Genomic DNA, 17,124 nt, shown 5'->3' with positions numbered 1-17,124 from the left:
CATTGACAGCCACCACAGCCGCTTCGCCTGGAGCGCCGAGTGACACCTCGGCGCTCCGGGCGAAACGGATCAGCCGCAGGCGTAACACCCGCGCCGCCCTGCTGTTCATCAGCCCGTGGATCATCGGCTTCCTGGTCTTCACCGCATGGCCGATCATCTACAGCGGGTACCTGTCGCTGACCAACTACGACGTCATCAACGATCCCGAGTTCATCGGGCTCGACAACTACCAGCGCATGCTCGAGGACCCGAAAATTCGCCTTGCGCTGTGGAACACGTTCTACTTCACGGTCCTGCAGGTTCCGCTTTACGTGATGGTGTCGCTGGCGCTTGCCCTCCTGCTTTACAAGGCCGGCCGGTCGGCCGGCTTCTTCCGCACGGCGTTCTTCTTGCCGAAGATGACCCCGCCGGTGGCAGTCGGGATTCTTCTCCTGCTGCTGTTCAACGGGCAGGACGGCTTGATCAACACTGTGCTGGGCTGGGTCGGTATCGACGGCCCGGCGTGGACGACGGATCCCACGTGGGTGAAACCCGGCCTCATTCTGATCAGCTTGTGGTCGGTCGGCTCGTCGGTGATCATCTTGCTTGCGGCCTTGCAGAACGTGCCGCAGGAGATGTACGACTCCGCACGGGTCGACGGCGCGAACTGGTGGCAACAGACGTTCAAGATCACGCTGCCGATGATCAGCGGTGCGATCTTCTTCATCTTCATCGTGAACACCATCGCCGCGTTCCAGACATTCACCGAGGCCTATACCGCGTACTTCGGCGCGGGCAACACGACCTACAGCAATGACGCCGCGCTCTTCTACGTCATCTACCTGTTCCAGCAGGGCTTCGAGTTCCTCAACATGGGTTACGCGTCCGCCATGGCGTGGCTGCTGTTCCTCATCATCATGGTCTTCACCGCCGTGCAGATGACGATCAGCAAGCGCTTCGTCTACTACGAAGGGGAGCAGCGATGACGGCCGGCGCGATCGGGACCGAACACGTCGACGATGCCGGCGCGCCCGATGCCCCCAGGCCTGCGCAGGCGAGGGTTCCGCCGCGGCCGAAGAAGCGCAAGATCACGCTGAAGACGATCCTGCTCTTCACCGCGCTGGGCGCCGTCACGCTGGTGTTCATCTACCCGTTCATCTGGCTGCTCAGCGCGTCGTTCAAGCCGCAGGGTGAAGTCTTCGACAACAAGATCCTTCCCGAGACGTTCACCTTCGACAACTACATCAACGTCTGGCAGCAGGCGCCGATGTTGTTGTGGCTGTGGAACACCATCTTCGTCACGGTGCTGGCGGCCGTCGCGGTCACCATCTCGAGTGCGCTGGTGGCCTGGGGGTTCTCGTACTTCCGATTCCGGGGCCGGAACTTCCTGTTCGGCATCGTGCTCGCCACGATGATGCTGCCCGGCGCGGTGACGATGATTCCCCAGTTCCTCATCTGGAACAACCTGGGCATGGTCAACACGCTGACCCCGCTGTGGGCGCAGAATCTCTTCGGTAGCGCGTTCTACATCTTCCTGCTCCGGCAGTTCTTCCTCGGCCTGCCCCGGGACCTCTTCGACGCGGCCAAGATCGACGGCGCCAACAACTGGACGATCTTCGCCCGGGTCGCGGCTCCGTTGTGTAAACCGGCGCTGATCATCACGCTGATCTTTGAGTTCCAGGCCGCCTGGACCGATCTGATGCGGCCGCTGATCTATCTGCGCGACAGCGACAAGTTCACGGTGCCGCGGGGTTTGAAGTCGTTGCTCGATCAGTACGGATTCGGTGGCAACTGGCACTGGGAGATCGTGGTGACCGCGAGTGTGATCACCACTATTCCGATGATCATCTTGTTCTTCCTGGGGCAGCGGCACTTCGTCCAGGGCATCGCCACAACCGGCACCAAGGGGTGACGTGCCGGCTCTGCCAGGCCGAACGTGATGAAGACGACGATCGATCTCAGCGGTCCGGCCTGGTCCGTGCGCGAAGCTCTGGGTGACACCTGGCGGTGGTATGTCGACAAACCGGTGACCGCGCGAAACAACGTCGGGGAGGCCACCGCGAGGGCCGGGCTGGCGCCAGGCTGGTTACCCGCGCGCGTGCCTGGTTCCGTCATCGGCGACCTGTCTCGCGCCGGTGAGCTCCCCGATCCATACGTCGCGCGCAATTCGCGGTGCGCCGAGTGGGTCGCCGCCCGCTCCTGGGTGTATCGCCGCGAGTTCGGCGCACCGGCCCCGGCACCGGGAGAACGGGCCGTGCTGTGCTTCGACGGGGTTGATCCGGGTGCTCGCGTCTACGTCGACGCCGTCGAGGTGGGCACACTCGACGGGCTGTACCGGCCCGGCCGGTTCGACGTCACCGAACTCGTCGCCGATGGCGGTGCACACCGGCTCGCGGTGGTGATACCGCCGGCGCCTCCCGGCGAGCCCCAGGTAGGCCGCACGGACCGGGTGACACGGCACGCACCGCGCATGGGTTATGGCTGGGACTTTTGTCCACGACTCATCCACCAGGGCATCTGGCGCGATGTCCGCCTCGAGATCGGCACTGTGCATCTGAGCGATCTGCGCGTCCGAGCTGAGCTCGACGCGGATCTCGGGAGTAGCCGGGTTCATGTCGCTGCCGTGCTCGAGGCCGCGGACGGCGCGTCACCGGCCGTGAAAATCGCCGTTCGTGACCCGTACGGGGTCACGGTGGCCGACACGGATGCGAGTGTCGTCGACCTGGACGCCGACAAGAACAGTGTGGCGTCGCCTGCGCCGCGCTCCCACCGGTTCACCACGGTCGTACACGTGTCGGCGCCGTTGCTGTGGTGGCCGAAAGGGATGGGCGAGCAGCGGCTGTACACGGTGGAAGTACGGGTGTCCGATACGGCCGGCCAGGCTGTCCAGCACACGACCACGGTGGGTTTCCGGCACGTCGAGATGCGGCCCAATACCGGTGGTCCCGCTGGAGCCCTGCCCTACACCGCCGTGGTGAACCACCGCCCGATGGAGCTGATCGGCTGGAACTGGGCACCTGCGGACGCGCTCTACGGCGAGATCGATCAATCCAAGGTGGAGCACCTGATCGACCTGGCGGCACGTTGCGGTGCCAGGATCCTGCGGGTGTGGGGCGGCGGGCTGATCGAGACTGAACAGTTCTACGACGCCTGCGACCGCGCCGGGCTGTTTGTCTGGCAAGAGTTCTCTCAGTCCAGCTCCGGCATGCAGAGCGCGCCGTCAACGTCTCCCGGCTTCGTGGAGCACCTGCGCGAGGAGGCGCGTGTCGTCGTTCCCAGCCGCACCCATCACCCAGCTCTGCTGATGTGGGGCGGCGGAAACGAACTCGAGGACGACCACGGCCCCCTGAACGAGACCCGGTCGCTCGCGCTCACCGCCCTGCGCGACGAGGTGGCGCGCCTGGACCCTGGACGGCATTGGGTTCCGACGTCACCAACCGGGCCTGTGTTCCATAACCGGCTCGACGTGATCGACGTGCGGCCGGACGACATGCATGATGTTCACGGGCCTTGGGAGCATCAGGGACTTGAGGCGCACTACACGCTCTACAATCAGGGCCGGGCGCTGGCCCACACCGAGTTCGGCGTTGAGGGGATGGCCAACCGCAGGTTGTGGCGTTCGCTGGTGCCCGCCGCGGACCGTTGGCCGACCGGCCGCGACAACCCGGTTTATCGGCACCTGGGCGATTGGTGGAACAACACCGAAGTGGTCCAAGACTGCTTCGGCGGGCGCCTGCGTACGCCGGATCAGGTCCGGCGGGCCAGCCAGTTCCTCCAGGCCACCGGGCTGGCCTACGCGGTGGAAGCGGACCGGCGGCGCTGGCCCAGAAGCTCTATGGTCATTCCGTGGCAGCTGGCCGAGTCCTATCCGAACGGATGGTGCACGGCCGTCATCGATCATTCGGGTGAGCCCAAGCTTGCCTATCATGCGGTGGCCCGCGCCTATCTGCCTGAGCGGGTCACGGCGAGGGTGGACAGGATGGCGCACGACGGCGGCCACGCCGCCGTCGAAGCATGGATATGGTCCGAGCCTGGGCGTGCGGAAGGTGGACAGGTCACCGCCAAACTGCTGACCAGCGCAGGCGGGGAGGTGGCTGCAGAAAGCTGGTCCGTGCCGGGACGAGTCGACCAGCCGGGTGCCGCCGGAATGTTGATGGCCGATCTGGCGGGAGTGGGCGATCTCGGCGACCCGGTGCTGTTCTGGGACCTCGAATGGCGGGCGGCCGACTCGTCGTTGATCGACCGGGAGCGGGTCGTGCTGTCGTCCGGCCCGAACCTCGCTCCGATGCTGGACCTGGGCCGTGCCGAGCTACGGGTGGACGTCACGTCACGGAGCGACGATGCGAGCACTCTGGTGCGGGTGGAGCATGCCGGCGGCCCGGCCGTCGTCGGCCTTCAGCTCAGTGACGACCGACCTGCGGGACTTGCGGGCTGGGCCGTCGTCGACCTCGATCCTCGCCCGCTGTTACCCGGCGAAACGCGAGAATTCGCAGTCACGTGGCGCTCGGCCCCGCCATCCCGGCGACTGCTCCTGGAGTCCTGGAACACCGACCCCTTGATCGTGGAGGACATCGCATCATGACCGAATCGACCGGCACCACGGACGTGGCGTTCTCGCCGGGCTTTCTCTGGGGCGCCGCCACCTCGTCGTACCAGATCGAAGGAAGCCTCGATGCTGACGGCCGTGGGGAGTCTGTCTGGGACGTCTTCGCCCGGCGGCCAGGCGCGATCGAGGACGGCGGCGACGCCTCCGTGGCGTGCGACTCGTATCGGCGCTGGCCGGAGGATATCGACCTGATCAGCCGGATGAACCTCGGGGCGTACCGGTTCTCGGTGGCGTGGTCGCGGATCATGCCAGAGGGCCGGGGGCGGGTGGAGAAACGTGGACTCGATCACTACGAACGTTTCGTCGATGCACTGCTCGAACGGGACATCGTCCCGGTGCTCACGCTGAACCATTGGGACATGCCGCAAGCGCTGATGGCCGACGGCGGCTGGGCCGGGCGCTCCAGCGTCGACGCATTCGCCGAGTACACGGTGGCCGTCGCTGACCGGCTGGCAGACCGGGTGCAGTGGTGGATCACCCAGAACGAGCCATGGATCATCGCGCTGCTCGGCTACCGCCTGGGGCTGCACGCACCAGGTATTCGGGACCTTGGCGCGTCGGTGGCCGCGGGACATCACGTGATGCTGGCGCACGGGGCGGGAGCCGACGTCCTCCGGCGCTATCCGGGTGTTCAGGTCGGTGCGGCCTTGAACCTGCTGCCCTGCGTACCTGCGTCGGACGACGAGCGCGACGTCGCCGCGGCCTGGGCATCGGACGGTTACTGCAATCGCTGGCACCTCGATCCCTTGTTCGGCAAGGGGTACCCGGCCGACATGCGCGAGCACTACGAGCGGGCACTCGGACGGGAGCTCACCGAGATCCGTTCCGGCGACGAGGCCGCGATCGCCGGGCGCAGCGACTTCCTCGCGGTCAACTACTACACCCGCCGGGTGATGGCGGCGGCCGAGCCGGACGGCGCGGACCAGCCCTTCCCGTGGCGGGTGGTCTCGCCTCGGGAGCAGGTGCCGCGCACCGACGAAGGCACCGAGATCTCGCCCGGCACGTTCCGCGACCTGCTGCTCCGGCTGCACCGCGAGTACGACGGCGTACCCTTGATCATCGCGGAGAACGGCGGCATCTTCGCGGACACGCCGATGCACGACGGCCGGATCCGCGATGTCCGGCGGCAAACCTTCCTCCGTCAGCATGTGACCGCGATGGCCGAGGCGGCGGCGGCCGGGGCCGACGTCCGTGGCTACCTGCACTGGTCCCTGCTGGACAACTTCGAATGGGCACTCGGCTACCGGCCTCGGTTCGGCCTGGTCCACGTGGACTACCGCACCGGCGAGCGCACCATCAAGGACTCCGGACTCCTGTACGCCGAGCTGGCTCGCACCGGCCGGCTGCCTGCTGCGGGCTTCCTGCAGGGTGCCGCCGGCACCGCTCCGAGCAGCGTCAACCCCTGAAAGGCGCGGATCCAGATGCCACAGAGCGATCTCAGTATGCCCCGCGAGGCGACCCGGACGGAGAACAGCGGCGTCGAGTGGACCCGCTCGACGTCCGGTTTCACGGTCACCGGGGTGGCGTACGTTCTCGACATCGACCATGGCCAGCCGCGTGCCGTGCTCCAGGACCGGGCGGCCGACGGCCCCGGAAAGGTCTGGACCGAGCTCTCGCTGCTCGGCAGCCTCGACCTGATGGGCACCCGAGACGAGTCGTACGACATCCAGCCGGCGCGGATCGCCGACGCGTCCGAGGGCGCCGTCGAGTTCGTCGTCGAGATGGCCGGCCATACCTGGGCTGAGAAGGCTGTTCATGTGCGGTGTAGCGCCACCGAGGTGGTGTTGTGGATCGCGGCGTCCGGGCCGCGGGCCGGACGCCGCGACGCCGGAGCGAACCGGCTGGTCGAGGTCACGTTGCTGGGCGGACGGGCCATTCTTCCCAACGGCGCAGGCGGGACCTTCCGATCCTCGATCCGGTTCGCTTCGCTGTTCAGCCCTACGCCCACCGAGCCTGTTCACGTGGTACGCCCAGCCAGCGCGGCGTCGTCGCTCGGTGTCGTAGGTGATGCGTCACCGGGGCGCTTGCACGGCATCTTCTCGCCGCCGCCGCTGTGCTGGGCGCTGGGCGATCAACCCGCGACCGGCGCTGCCGACGTTCCCGACGGCCGTTGGTGGGGAATGTCTGTGCGTGCGCCGGTGGCCGAGCTCACGATGACCTCCGCCCAGTACAGCCCACTCGACGGCGGATTCTGTCTCCGTCTGGACTACGAGGGACACACCCGGATTGGCCCTGGTACCTGGCGTAGCCCGGAGGTGGTGCTGCGGCCGGCAGCCACGCCGTGGCAGGCGATCGCCGACTATCGCGACGACCTCGTCGCCCGTGACCTCGCGCCGGATCTACCGGAGCCGCCGCCCCGATGGTGGGCTGAACCGATCTTCTGCGGCTGGGGCGCACAATGCGCGCGCGCCGCCACGATGCACGCTGACGAGCCCGGATCCGACGGTGCCGGCTTGGTGGGCGGAGCGACCGTAGTGAAAGCGGCGGATCTTGCCCGCCAGGACGTGTACGACGAGTTTCTGTCCACCATGGGCAGGGCCGGCCTTGATCCAGGCACGATTGTGATCGACGACCGGTGGCAGGCGTCGTACGGGACAGCGACCATCGACCCGGCCAAGTGGCCGGACCTGCGAGGTTGGATCGCCGACCAGCACCAGGCCGGGCGCAAGGTCCTGTTGTGGTGGAAGGCATGGGACCCCGAAGGTGTCCCAGTCGAGGAATGTGTCCTGGATCCGGTCGGCCGGCCGGTGGCGGTCGACGTCGCGAACCCGGCATATCTCGACCGCTTGACCCGGATCGTGACACACCTTCTCGGCCCGGACGGACTTGACGCGGACGGGTTCAAGGTTGACTTCACCCAGCGAGCGCCCTCGGGGATGTCGCTGCGCGCACATGAGGGAACGTGGGGAATCGCAGCGCTGCACACGCTGCTAGGCACCATCCACCGCGCCGCGAAGGTGGCCAAACCGGACGCGTTGATCGTGACTCATACGCCGCACCCTTCGTTCGGGGACGTCTGTGACATGGTCCGGCTCAACGACGTGCTGGAATGGGATGCTGGCTGGGCCCAGGTGCCGGTGGTGGACCAGTTGCGTTTCCGGCACGCCGTCGTCGCCGCCAGCCTGCCCGGTCACCTGCTGGACACCGATCAGTGGCCCATGCCTGACCGCGCCTCATGGCGCGCATACGTCGAGGCCCAGGCCGCCCTGGGGGTCCCAGCGCTGTATTACCTGGAGGCCATTGACAACTCCGGAGAACCGCTGACCGCAGCCGACCTGGCCCTGGTGGCCCGGACGTGGAAGGAGTACCGCGATGAGCGGACATGACGTCGTGGTCTATGGCGCGACCTCAGGTGGCGTCTGCGCTGCTGTCGCCGCTGCCGAGGCAGGTGCCTCGGTGCTGCTGCTCGAACCCGGCCGCCACGTCGGCGGGATGACGTCAGGCGGGCTCGGCTACACCGACGTCGGCGACGTCCGGGTCGTGCAGGGCATGGCCGGGCGGCTGCGGCGGGCCATCGCCGAGCACTACGGCGTTGCCGTGGGCCACTATGCCGGACCCGAACCACACGTCGCCGAGAGCATCTACCTGCACTGGCTGGAGGCATCCGGCGTGGAGGTCTGGTTCGGATCGGTGCTGGGCGGCGTTCGATGTGCCGACGGGCGGATCACCGAGGTGGAACTCCTCGGCGGGCGACAGGTAGCCGGCGGGGTCTTCGTGGATGCCAGCTACGAAGGAGACCTGATGGCCGGGGCCGGTGTTTCCTACGCGGTCGGCCGTGAAAGTCGTGCCCTGTACGCAGAGATTCATGCCGGGCGGCAAGAACTGGTGCCCGGCCGGCACACCGTCCCCGCGTGGATCTCGCCGTTCGCTGGCGACGCCGAGGGCTTCGAAGGCGGGCCGATCGTGCCTCAGATCCACGATCGTGAACTGGACGACGTGGGCGAGGGCGACGGTGGTGTGATGTCCTACGGCTATCGGGTCTGCCTGACTCAGGCAGCGGACCGGATTCCCTTCACACCCAGTGAGAGCTACGACGACGCCTATTGGGAGCTCGGCCGGCGGATCTTCGACCGCTGGGACAAGGACGGACTAGAGGTCCGGGCCGGGCAGCTACTGGGCCTGGAACAGAACCTGCCCAACGGAAAATGTGACGGCAACTCGATCGGGCCGTTCTCACTGAGTGTCCTGGACGGATCCGCCTGGGAGTACCCAGAGGCCGACCCGGCCGGCCGGGAGCGGATCCGTCTGCATCACGTGAACCATGCCAGGGATTTCCTGTACTTCCTGGCCAACGACCTGGCGGTGCCGGCCGGCGTACGCGACGAGATATCCCGGTGGGGATTACCCGCCGACGAGTTCACCGACACCGATCACCTCCCGGACCAGCTGTACGTCCGGGAGGCCAGGCGGATGCTGGGTGAGTACATCCTGACCGAGCATGATCTGTTGGGTGTCGCGCCGCGCCGGCAGCATGACACCGTGGCGATGGGTTCGTACCACATCGACGTCCGTGAGGTGCAGCGTGTGTGGCGGTGGGTACACGAACACCCCCGTCCCATCGGCATGGTCTTCACCGAGGGATATTTGTCGGTGCCGGTGCGGCCGTACTCGATCCCGTACCGGTCGCTGGTGCCGCGCTACTCAGAATGCATCAACCTGATCGTGCCGGTCTGCCTGTCCGCGTCACATGTGGCGTTCTCGTCGGTGCGCATGGAGGTGCAGTACCAGATGCTGGGCCACGCCGCTGGGCTGGCGGCCGTCGAGGCATCCCGGTCAGGCCGACCGGTGCAGTCGATCGACGTTTCCCGGCTGCAGAACACCCTGCGAGATCAGGGCCAAGCGCTCGCTATCTAGTGTCACGGACCGGAAATCCGTGCGCCTGGATTTGATGCCCAGGCGGCGCCTCGCTGCGTAGCCGTCGTCGATCGATGCACCACATCGACCTCCTTCGGCGCCTTGCGATGCATCCACCTGGAAACCAACTCGGACGCGGACTTCCGGTCCGCGACACTAGCGCCCTGCGTGGGGAGTCGTTTATCGTCGGATCAGTAATGACAAGCACTGTTTATCCTGGTGAAGGTATTGAACAGAAACTTATGTTCGATTAACATTAAGGGTATGAGTCAGAGCCACGAAGACGCCGCGGTCCGGGTGAATACACCCGGACAAGCCGCGCGTGCGGTGGCTGATGATGTCGATGCGGCGTGGGTTCGGTTGATCGAATCGGAATTCGCCGGTGACGCTGAGTGCGGCGCCGAAGGCGTATCTGAGCCCGAGCGGCCGTGGACGGATCCGGAAGACTCGCTTGGGGCTTGCCCGAGTGATCCGGACGCAACAGCTGCACCGGGTGTGCGGGCCGGGCAGTTCGGCCTGGGGCCGGAGGCGGATAGCTCTCGGTTCGCCACGATGGTCCCGGGCACATCGCTGGCGATGGCGCTGGAGGCATTCCCGCTGTCCCAGTTGGATGTCCATGAGGTGGCTGACGCTGTGGCCGCGTGGGAACGGATCGTCGCCTGGGCGAGAGCCAAACAAGCCGAGGCAGCGGCCGAGCTGACTCGGCGTCCGGAAATCCGCCCGGACAATCCACACGGATTCGGGGCGTTGCATCCGGTCCCGGTGGCTGCGGGAGCGTTGTGTGCGGTGCGGCCGTGGACCAAGCCCCAAGCTGAAAAACTCGTCGACCACGCCGTCACTTTGGTGGAGGAATGCCCGAACGTGCATGCCGCGCTCGCCCAGGGTCGGCTGGATGAGTCCAAGGCCCGTATCTTGACGCGCACGTTGAACAAGTGTGGCCCAGGCGTCGCGGCCCTGATCGAGAAGGCCGTGTTGCCGTTCGTGCACGGCTGGACCGATGTGAAGCTGTCCCGCGTGGTCAACGAACTTCTCCACGAACTCGACGCCGCCGGTGCGAAACATCGGCACCGCGAAGCCCGTTCCCGCCGGGACGTGTGGGTCGAGCCGGCGGACGAAGGCATGGCCTGGCTCGTCGCCTACCTTCCCGCCGAAGAAGCGGCCGCCGTCCTGGCCGCCCTGAACGCTGTCGCCGACGCACGAGATGGGACCGATGGTCATGGCGCCGGTGGTGCTAGTGCCGACGGTGATGGCGCCCGCGGTGAAGGCGCCGGCGGTGAAGGCGCCGGCGGTGAAGACCCTGATATAGGTGCCCGCGCCGAGGACCCGGCCGCGTCACGTGACGCCGCCGCGCCAGCGGCGGGCTCGAAGCAGGGTTCTCGTACACGGGCGCAACGTCGGGCCGATGCGTTGGCGTCATTCGGGTGGTCTTCACTGGCCACAGGTCATCTTGGTGGACACGAATGCGCCGAGTGCGGCGCCGCTACCGGAACTCGGCTGGCCACTATGCATGGACGACCGGTCAGCGTGAATATCACCATTCCCATGACCGCCCTGCTCGGGCTGAGTGAACACCCCGCCCATCTCGACGGATACGGGCCGATCGACGCCGATGCCGCCCGGGCGTTGGCCGCTGCCGGTTTCTGGCGTTGGGTGGGCACCGCTCCGGCCGGTGGGCACGCCATCGATTACGGCACTACCCGATACTCGCCGCCGCAAGAGCTGGTGGACTTCGTTCTACTGCGAGACCGCGAGTGTATGGCACCCGGTTGTCATCGTCCGGCGATGCGGTGCGAGATCGACCATCGGCGGCCGTGGCCCTACGGACCGACATCGGCCTGCAATTGCTCTGCCCTGTGCAAACCCTGCCATATGCAGAAACACCGCGCCGGCTGGCACGTCAAAGATCTCGGCAACGGTCGCCAGCAATGGACCAGCCCCACTGGCCACACCAGTGTGGTCCAGATTCCCCGCATTGCGCCCGACGCGGCAGACACCCCCTCGCGCAACGGCAGCGATACCCAGCGTCACGGCGTTCACGACCCGCCGGGAAGTCCTCAACCGTCTGGGACCACTCCGCCCGACACCCCGCCCTTCTAAACGCATCAGCTCAGTGAACCGTGCGATGTCACCGAGACTCGAGCACGCTGGCGACGAACGGCGCGATGATGCCCTTCAGTACGTCCGCCTCGTGAGCTTGAGCTTCTACCAGGGCCTTCTCGGCCGTGGCCCGGGTCTCGGGCGAAGGCGATCTCAGATGATCCAGGGCGGCCAATCCGGCTTGCCCCATCGCCGCCTGTGCGTCAAGCCAGGGCCGGATCTCGGCGACCAGCCGGGCAGCGTCGTCGGTGGCCGGCTCTGGTGGCTGGACCATCACGGTGAACATCGCGCGCAACTCGTCTGAGGCCAACGCGGGTTCCCGACGCACGTCGTCGAACAGGGCGGACAGCCGAGGTTGGCGCGGCGCTGATGGCGGCCACGAGCTAGCCGCCTCGATCAGCATCTCGACCATGGCGCCACCGGCCAGGGCCGAGCGTACTCGGCGATGCGCGGCAACCGGATCGTAGGCGGACGGATCCCACGCCCACTCGGCTACCGTGGCGAGCGCGATCTCGGATGCGGCGGCCTGCGGCATGGGATTGGCCGTGATGCCCACTAGGGCCGACCCCGCGATGTCGGCGGTACGGCCGGTCAGCGGACCGAGGAAGAGCCGGGCCGGGTCGAAGTCATTGACCGGGAAGTTGTCCCAGAGCAGCAATCGGTGCCCATAGCTTTCCGCGGCCGCGTCGATGTCCTCGCGGCTGATCTCGCCGACGACGACGTCATGCCCGGTCCACCACACCAGTACCTCCGGAGGCAGTTCCTTGGCCAGGAATTGCCGGTACGGCGAAGGCTTGGTGCCCGCGTAGTCGGTCGGCACCATCAGTAGGGGCCCGTCGTTGCCGTGCCGGTCCAGCACAGCCTCGATGACGTGCCGGCACACGGAGGCGTGTGCGCGGGCGGATGAGCCTGGGGCCGCCCCGAACACGGAGACGTCCACGTCATGGGTCAGCTCCGGCTCGATGTCATCGAACAGCAGGCCGATGTGTCGCACACCGATCGCCCAGACCTGTTCCAGTTTGGCCACCAGCCGGTCGAGCTCCGCGGCATCGCTGTACACCATCGACAGGCCCGGTGAGATCGTGAAGACGAATCGCAGCTGAGCGGATTGGGCGGCGCGGACCAGTTCGGATAGCCGGGCCAGCTCGCGCTCCGGATACGGCTCGCGCCACCGCTCCCGGTGGAATGGGTCGTCTTTCGGCGCGTAGACGTAGGTGTTGAGGCCGTGCCGCTCGGCGAATCGCAGGTGCGCCAACCGGTCGGCATGCGACCACGGTGGTCCGTAGAAGCCTTCGATGGTGCCCCGCCAGTCCAGGGCGGGTGTGCCAGATGCCTTTCGCTGCATTGTGGGAACGATACCATTGAGCCATGTCTGCTGCAGTCGAGGAAGTGGCACCCGGGATCTTCCGAATCAGGGATACCTGCAACGTCTATGTGATCCGCAACGAGTCCGAAGGTGTAAGCCCGGCCACCGGCGTCGCCGTCGACTTCGGTGATGGCACGGTTCTCGATCACCTCGACGAGATGGGCATCGAGCGCCTGACGCACATTCTGATGACCCATCACCACCGCGATCAGGGCCAGGGACTGCCACGTGCGGTCGAAGCCGGTATCGAGATCCACGTTCCCCCGGTCGAACAGGACCTGTTCGCCGCAGTGGATCGGATGTGGGCCGGCCGCCCCATCGCCAACGACTACAACCTTCGCCAGGACAAGTTCTCTCTCCTGGACCCGGTCCCCATCGCGGGCACGGTCCCGGAGTACCGGATGGCCACTTACGGTGGCATCGACGTCCGGGTGCTGCCGACTCCGGGTCACACCACCGGGTCGGTGACGTACGTCGTCGCCCACCGGGGCCGGGAGATCGCGTTCACCGGTGACCTCATCTACGCGCCGGGGAAGGTGTGGTCGCTCGCGGCGACCCAGTGGTCCTACACCGAGAACGAGGGCCCCGCGATGGCCGTGCTCAGCTGCTTGCAGCTCATCGACGAGCCGCTGGACCTGCTGCTGCCGTCCCACGGCGAGCCGATGGACGACCCTCGGTCCGCGCTCAGCTTGCTGGCCGAGCGGATGGGTCGTTATGTCGACTCCCGGCGGCCGCACCCGTGGGACCTGCGCGACCGGCTGGATAATCCGTTCGTCGAGCTGACGCCGCATCTCTTGCTGAACCGGACCAGTAACGCGTGTTCGTATGTCCTGTTGTCCGACGCCGGAACCGCGATGGTGATCGACTACGGCTACGACATGACCACCGGGCTGCCCGCTGGCACCGACCGCGCGTCGAGGCGGCCGTGGCTGGCATCGCTGCCCGCGCTGCGGCGGCAGTACGGCGTAGAGAAGATCGAGGTCGCCCTGCCCACGCACTATCACGACGATCACGTCGCGGGGATGCCGCTGCTGCGCGAGGCGGAGGGCACGGAAGTATGGGCACCGGCGAATGTCGCGCCCATCCTCGAACATCCAGAACGTTACGACCTCCCGTGCCTCTGGTACGACCCCATTCCGGTCGACCGGGAGCTGCCCGTGGGGGCGGCTTTCCATTGGCGGGAGCACGCGATCACCGTGCATGAACTCCCTGGGCACACTCTCTATGCCGCGGGTTTCGAGTTCGAGGTGGACGGCGTCCGGGTGATGGTGACCGGCGATCAGCAAGATATCCAGGGCGTGCCCGGCGAGCGCCGGGAGATCCTGAACTACCAGTACCGAAACCTGTTCCGCATCCACGACTTCCAGGACAGCGCGGCGCTGTATCGCAAGGTCGCACCGGGGCTGATGGTCAGCGGGCACTGGAAGCACCGATGGGTCGACGACGCCTATCTCGACCTGCTCGCCGAACAAGCGGACGAGGTCGTGCACATCCATCATGAGCTGTTGCCGCTCGACGAGTTCGATCTCGGAGCCGACGGCAACGCTGTCACCATCCGGCCGTACCGCAGCTCAGTGCCGGCCGGGGGGCAAGTGCGCTTCGAGGTCACGGTGCGCAACCCGTTGCCCGGTGCCACGGACGCCGCGATTCATCCGGTGCTTCCCGAGGGGTGGTCTTCCGTCCCGGAGGTGGTGATCCTTAAGCTCGGACCGGGCGAGGTGACAACTGCCTCGGTTGATGTCGTAGCCGGTGATTCCGTGCAAGCACGGGCGCGGGTGGCGATGGATGTGACGTTCGGCCGTCTACGCTTGGGCCAGCATGCCGAGGCCTTGGTCAACGTCGTCCCGGCAGAGTAGTGCGCCGGGTGGGACCACTGGAGGCGAAGATGGCGCAGGATACGTACGACGGTTCCGTGGCGCCGGCTTCACCGGTGCGCCGGGCCACGATCAAGGATGTAGCCGAGGCCGCGGGGGTCTCGCGGTCTACGGCATCGCGAGCGCTGACCGGGCGTGGCTACGTCGCCGAAGGGGTCCGGTCGCGGGTCCTCAAGGCTGCGAAGAAGTTGCGGTACGTGCCGGACGCCACCGCACGGCACCTCAAGCAGCAGGTCAGTCTGTCGATCGGCGTCCTCGTGTCGGACCTGCGCAACTCGTTCTACGCCGAACTGGCCGCCGGCGCCGGTGAGGCCTCACGCGCCCACGGATACAGCATGATGCTCGCTGACGACGGCGGCTTGGTCGACGACGAAGCCAGCGCGGCCGAGGCGTTTGTGGCCCTGCGGGTAGCCGGTGTCGTCGTCACCCCGGTCTCCCGTGCCGTATCCGACTATCTGCGCCGGCACGGGATCCCCGTCGTGGAGGTCGACCGGCAGTTCGCCCCTGAAGAGTGCGACGCCGTGGTGGTCGACAACCGCGCCGCTGCACGCCGGGTGACCGAACAGCTCACGGAGCTCGGGCATCGCCGGATTGCCCTGTTCATCGACGAGACCGACTGGACGACCGGGCACGACCGGTATCGCGGATACCGGGAGGCTCTCGACGCCGCCGGGATCGAGGAGGACCCGTCTCTGGTCGTTTCCAGTGGCTGGGACGTCGAGACCGCCTACAACGCCGCGCTCCGGTTGCTCGGCACCGAGGACCGCCCCACCGCGGTGTTCGCCGCCAACAACGTGCTGGCCGAAGGCGTGTGGCGGGCGGCTGCCAAGGTGAAGCTGGGTATTCCGGCGGATCTAAGCGTCGTGAGCTTCGACGACGCGCCGTGGATGAGCATGGTGGAGCCCGGGGTCACGGCGGTGGCCCAGGACGCGTCCGCACTGGGCCGCGTGGCGGTCGAGCGGCTGATGCGGCGCATCGCCGACCCGGCTGATGCACCTGTGGCGGACGTGATCCCGGTGGAGATCATCCAGCGTGGATCCACCGCGCCGCCTCGAGAACGCGGATGACGCGAGCCTGCCCTTGACCCGTCGGATGCCGCCGCCGGATGTCGATTCCCATGTAGCGGTGATCGTGAGCAGATTACTGCCGCAGAACGACGACAGCGATCCGCTCACGATCACCTGATCACGGCAATAGATTGCTCACGATCACCGCCGAACAGGATGCAAGCACACGGCGTCGCCTGGGAACGATCCCGCGTGTTTGACCGGCGCGGAGGCGACCTCTAACATGTCGTGTGGGAACGATGTCACATCGGCCAGATGTTGCCAGCCGGTCCCTCCACAGGACCAACCGGAGGACGAATGAGCGCAGGAGAACCCGCCGTTTTGTCACTCGACATCGGCGGCACCAAACTCGCTGTGGGGGTGGTGACGTCCGACGGGGCTGTCCATGGCCTCCTGGTGGAACCGACCCGCCGGGAACAAGGCCCAGACGCGATCATCTCGAGGCTGTTCGGCATGGGGCGAAGCGCGATAGCGCGCGCAGGACTGGAGGTGGCCGCGGTCGGGATCTCCTGTGGCGGCCCGTTGGACAGCACTCGCGGCATTCTGCTCTCCCCGCCTCACCTTCCGGGATGGATCGATATTCCGCTCGGTGACATGGCGCGGGCCGAGTTCGGCGTGCCTGCGTTCCTGGAGAATGACGCCACGGCCGCCGCACTCGGCGAACACCGCTTCGGTGCCGGCAAAGGCGTGTCCACCATGCTTTATCTCACGATCTCGACCGGAGTTGGTGGTGGTTCCGTCATCCACGGCAAGCTGCATCGTGGCGCTGCCGGGAACGGCGGCGAACTCGGCCACGTGGTGGTCCGTCCGGGCGGGCGCATGTGCAGTTGCGGCCGCAGGGGATGCCTGGAGGCGTACGTCTCCGGGACCTCTATCGCCGAGCGCGCCGCGGAGGCGCTGGCCTCCGGCGAGGTGTCAACGCTGGCCGATGCCGATCCGTTGACCTCGGTGGAGGTGGCCGATGCAGCCCGCGCCGATGACCAGTTGGCGCGCAGGATCTGGGACGAGACCACAGACGTCCTGGGACAGGCCGTGACCGACCTGGTCAACATCTTCGAACCCGAGCTGGTCATCCTGGGCGGCGGAGTCACCCGGACCGGCTCGATGCTGCTGGAGCCCGTAGCCGAGGTGGTTGGCCGTGATGCCATGCCGCCTGCGGCCAAATCCGCGCAGGTGGTGCTGGCCGGACTGGGTGACGTGGTGTGCGTCGCCGGTGCCGGCGTCGTGGCATTCGACGCACTGACCGGAGCGAACCATGGTTGACAACGTCCGCACGTCCGG

Annotated in this window: 11 protein-coding genes; 10 read left to right on the top strand and 1 reads right to left on the bottom strand. The window is 66.9% G+C overall.

Features of this window, described 5'->3' with window-relative positions:
• Positions 1 to 2 precede the first annotated feature (2 nt).
• The 7 genes from F7O44_RS25920 to F7O44_RS25890 all read left to right on the top strand — a co-directional run bounded on the left by F7O44_RS25920 (position 3) and on the right by F7O44_RS25890 (position 11,536).
• Positions 3 to 965, top strand: coding sequence for a carbohydrate ABC transporter permease (locus F7O44_RS25920; protein WP_222851707.1), 963 nt, complete (start codon positions 3 to 5; stop codon positions 963 to 965).
• A complete protein-coding gene (locus F7O44_RS25915) occupies positions 962 to 1,891 on the top strand; it encodes a carbohydrate ABC transporter permease (RefSeq protein WP_174255990.1) in 930 nt (309 codons plus the stop codon). The genes F7O44_RS25920 and F7O44_RS25915 overlap by 4 nt, the downstream gene beginning before the upstream one ends.
• A 27-nt stretch (positions 1,892 to 1,918) precedes the next feature.
• A complete protein-coding gene (locus F7O44_RS25910) occupies positions 1,919 to 4,561 on the top strand; it encodes a glycoside hydrolase family 2 protein (protein ID WP_162453217.1) in 2,643 nt (880 codons plus the stop codon).
• Entirely contained in the window at positions 4,558 to 5,991 is a 1,434-nt protein-coding gene (locus F7O44_RS25905; protein ID WP_162453216.1) for a GH1 family beta-glucosidase, read from the top strand. The genes F7O44_RS25910 and F7O44_RS25905 overlap by 4 nt, the downstream gene beginning before the upstream one ends.
• Positions 5,992 to 6,006: 15 nt before the next feature.
• Positions 6,007 to 7,911 (top strand): alpha-amylase family protein, encoded by a 1,905-nt coding sequence (locus F7O44_RS25900; protein ID WP_162453215.1) that lies wholly within the window; start codon positions 6,007 to 6,009, stop codon positions 7,909 to 7,911.
• Positions 7,898 to 9,439 carry an FAD-dependent oxidoreductase gene (locus F7O44_RS25895; RefSeq protein WP_162453214.1) on the top strand — a complete coding sequence of 514 codons (1,542 nt, stop codon included), beginning with the start codon at positions 7,898 to 7,900 and terminating at the stop codon, positions 9,437 to 9,439. The genes F7O44_RS25900 and F7O44_RS25895 overlap by 14 nt, the downstream gene beginning before the upstream one ends.
• Before the next feature lie 264 nt (positions 9,440 to 9,703).
• Complete coding sequence (locus F7O44_RS25890; RefSeq protein ID WP_162453213.1) at positions 9,704 to 11,536, top strand: HNH endonuclease signature motif containing protein; 1,833 nt, start codon at positions 9,704 to 9,706, stop codon at positions 11,534 to 11,536.
• A 28-nt stretch (positions 11,537 to 11,564) separates the two neighbouring features.
• Here F7O44_RS25890 and F7O44_RS25885 read toward each other — a convergent pair whose 3' ends face one another.
• The gene (locus F7O44_RS25885; protein ID WP_162453212.1) at positions 11,565 to 12,881 is read right to left on the bottom strand and encodes a protein O-GlcNAcase; all 1,317 of its coding nucleotides are present in this window, start codon (positions 12,879 to 12,881) and stop codon (positions 11,565 to 11,567) included.
• Between the two features lie 23 nt (positions 12,882 to 12,904).
• On the opposite strand from F7O44_RS25885, the gene F7O44_RS25880 reads away from it, so the two are divergent.
• The 3 genes from F7O44_RS25880 (at position 12,905) to F7O44_RS25870 (ending at position 17,106) form a co-directional block, all read left to right on the top strand.
• Complete coding sequence (locus F7O44_RS25880; RefSeq protein ID WP_162453211.1) at positions 12,905 to 14,758, top strand: MBL fold metallo-hydrolase; 1,854 nt, start codon at positions 12,905 to 12,907, stop codon at positions 14,756 to 14,758.
• Between the two features lie 29 nt (positions 14,759 to 14,787).
• On the top strand, positions 14,788 to 15,843 hold the full coding sequence (locus F7O44_RS25875) for a LacI family DNA-binding transcriptional regulator (protein ID WP_162453210.1): 1,056 nt from the start codon (positions 14,788 to 14,790) through the stop codon (positions 15,841 to 15,843).
• Positions 15,844 to 16,140: 297 nt separating this feature from the next.
• On the top strand, positions 16,141 to 17,106 hold the full coding sequence (locus F7O44_RS25870) for an ROK family protein (protein WP_162453209.1): 966 nt from the start codon (positions 16,141 to 16,143) through the stop codon (positions 17,104 to 17,106).
• Positions 17,107 to 17,124: the final 18 nt, after the last annotated feature.

The organism is Phytoactinopolyspora mesophila (assembly GCF_010122465.1).
Classification (GTDB): Bacteria; Actinomycetota; Actinomycetes; order Jiangellales; family Jiangellaceae; genus Phytoactinopolyspora; species Phytoactinopolyspora mesophila.
This window is presented reverse-complemented; position numbering and strand designations above follow the sequence as displayed.

What these genes read in the sequence shown, in the direction of transcription:
- F7O44_RS25915 (WP_174255990.1), top strand. Translation starts at nt 962, where the DNA reads ATGACGGCCGGCGCGATCGGGACCGAACACGTCGACGATGCCGGCGCG.
- F7O44_RS25910 (WP_162453217.1), top strand. Translation starts at nt 1,919, where the DNA reads ATGAAGACGACGATCGATCTCAGCGGTCCGGCCTGGTCCGTGCGCGAA.
- F7O44_RS25905 (WP_162453216.1), top strand. Translation starts at nt 4,558, where the DNA reads ATGACCGAATCGACCGGCACCACGGACGTGGCGTTCTCGCCGGGCTTT.
- F7O44_RS25900 (WP_162453215.1), top strand. Translation starts at nt 6,007, where the DNA reads ATGCCACAGAGCGATCTCAGTATGCCCCGCGAGGCGACCCGGACGGAG.
- F7O44_RS25895 (WP_162453214.1), top strand. Translation starts at nt 7,898, where the DNA reads ATGAGCGGACATGACGTCGTGGTCTATGGCGCGACCTCAGGTGGCGTC.
- F7O44_RS25890 (WP_162453213.1), top strand. Translation starts at nt 9,704, where the DNA reads ATGAGTCAGAGCCACGAAGACGCCGCGGTCCGGGTGAATACACCCGGA.
- F7O44_RS25885 (WP_162453212.1), bottom strand. Translation starts at nt 12,881, where the DNA reads ATGCAGCGAAAGGCATCTGGCACACCCGCCCTGGACTGGCGGGGCACC.
- F7O44_RS25880 (WP_162453211.1), top strand. Translation starts at nt 12,905, where the DNA reads ATGTCTGCTGCAGTCGAGGAAGTGGCACCCGGGATCTTCCGAATCAGG.
- F7O44_RS25875 (WP_162453210.1), top strand. Translation starts at nt 14,788, where the DNA reads ATGGCGCAGGATACGTACGACGGTTCCGTGGCGCCGGCTTCACCGGTG.
- F7O44_RS25870 (WP_162453209.1), top strand. Translation starts at nt 16,141, where the DNA reads ATGAGCGCAGGAGAACCCGCCGTTTTGTCACTCGACATCGGCGGCACC.